The 2001-nt window shown below is 29.7% G+C and carries 2 protein-coding genes; both read right to left on the reverse strand.

Features of this window, described 5'->3' with window-relative positions:
* Positions 1-138: 138 nt before the first annotated feature.
* Positions 139-1734 carry an ABC transporter ATP-binding protein gene (locus UDIV_RS04140; protein ID WP_038103768.1) on the reverse strand — a complete coding sequence of 532 codons (1596 nt, stop codon included), beginning with the start codon at positions 1732-1734 and terminating at the stop codon, positions 139-141.
* Positions 1735-1810: 76 nt separating this feature from the next.
* Positions 1811-2001, reverse strand: a 191-nt coding sequence (locus UDIV_RS04690; protein ID WP_038103769.1) for a hypothetical protein, incomplete at its 5' end; no start/stop codon positions are given.

Below are 2001 nucleotides of genomic sequence, written 5' to 3' on the forward strand. Positions count from 1 at the left end.
GTATCATAATTTAAGATTCCAACTAGAATAGTTGAAGCGATAATGGCTACAAAAATTGCAAAAATCGTAGACAATACTTTTTTTGTGATGCTTTTACGTTGTGTACTTTTGGTTATACTATCAAGCATCAATTTAGATTTAAACGATAGCATCATTCTTCTCCCCTGCCATAAGTTCACCAATTCTTTGTCTTGTCATAACATCTTTACTACCAACATCAATGAACTTACCATCTTGCATTACAGCAATTGTATCAGCTAATGCTAAGATTTCATCTAATTCATATGAAATCAATAAAACAGAGTTATTTTTATTTTTCTCATTAAGGATTTGGTTATGGATAAATTCAATTGCCCCTAAATCAAGTCCTCGGGTTGGTTGTACCATCATAATTAATTTGTGTTCTCGTTCGATTTCTCGACCAATAATTAACTTTTGTTGGTTTCCCCCTGATAAACCACGAGCATTATTATTTCCTCGTGTTGTCCCTCTAACATCATACTTCTTAATGATTTCTATTGCATATTTACTAATTTCATTTTGTTTTAAAAAACCTAATGAACTAAATTTCTTATCATCAACTTCTTGTAATACTGAGTTCATAGCAATGGTATCATCAAGGATTAAACCGTGCTTGTGTCTATCTTCAGGAACATGTGATAAACCTGCTTGATATCGTGCATTAATACTTTTTTTAGTTACATCTTGATCATTAAGGATGATTCTAGCTCCACTGTTAAGACTCATTAAACCAGAGATCATTTGAGCTAATTCGCTTTGTCCATTACCTTCAACCCCTGCAATTGCAAACACTTCACCAGCATTAATTTTAAAGTTGATTTTGTGTTCACTATTGTGTGAGCTTGTTTTTAATTTAGTGCTAACTCGTTTTAGAATTGATGTGATATCTAAGTTATTAACTTCTAAAATTGGTTTGTTTTCTATTGGTGTATCTGTATTGTTTTTGATTTCAACTAATTTTCGTCCAACCATTAATTCTGCCATTTCAGATATTGTTTTATCTTTAACATCAAAATCAGCAATATATTCACCACGTCTGATTACTGTAGCTCTATCAGCTACTTCTTTAATTTCATTAAGTTTGTGAGAAATAATAATGATTGTTTTTCCAGCTGCTTTAAAGTCTTTTAACATTTCAAGAAATGATTTAATTTCATCATCACTTAAAACAGCAGTTGGTTCATCAAAGATTAAGATATCAATGTTTCGATACAATAATTTTAAAATTTCTGTTTTTTGTTGTTGACCAACAGTAATTCTTGAAACCTTAGCTTTTAAATCAATCTTTAAGTTGTAATCATTAATAATTTGCTTTAATTCTTTAGCAATTTTATTTCTTTTAATGAATTTTAAAGAATCAACCCCTTCAGATCCTAAGATTACATTATCTAGTACTGAGAAAGTGTCAATTAATTTAAAGTGTTGGTGAACCATTCCAATTCCACTTTTTGATGCATCTTTAGCAGATGAGAAGTTAACTAAATCTCCGTTGATTTTAATTGTTCCTGAATCTTGTTTATAGATTCCAAATAAAATCGACATTAAAGTAGATTTACCAGCTCCATTTTCACCAATAATGGCATGAATTTCGTTCTTTTTAACCATTAAATTTACATCTTTATTAGCGATTACAGTTCCGTTAAGAAAGGTTTTGGTAATTTGATGCATTTCAATCGCATATTCATGTTCTTGGTTGTTTTTATTATCTTGCATATTTTTACCGCTTTTATTTATAAATAAAAAAATGTGTTTATAGTATCTATTAAATATTATAAACACAAATTTAAAACTATTTAATTTCAGGTATGTCTATACCGTTTTCTTTGTAGAATTGATATAATGCGTTGTATCCAGTTTGTTGGAATGACTTATCATTAATTCTACCAGCTGGTTCGATTGCCATTTTAATTAGTTTAACTCGGTCTTCTGGTTTAGCTGCATCTCATGCTTCTTTGAACTTAGTAGAAGATGTAGCAGTAT

The organism is Ureaplasma diversum NCTC 246 (assembly GCF_000731915.1).
In the GTDB taxonomy this organism is placed as follows: domain Bacteria; phylum Bacillota_I; class Bacilli_A; order Mycoplasmatales; family Mycoplasmoidaceae; genus Ureaplasma; species Ureaplasma diversum.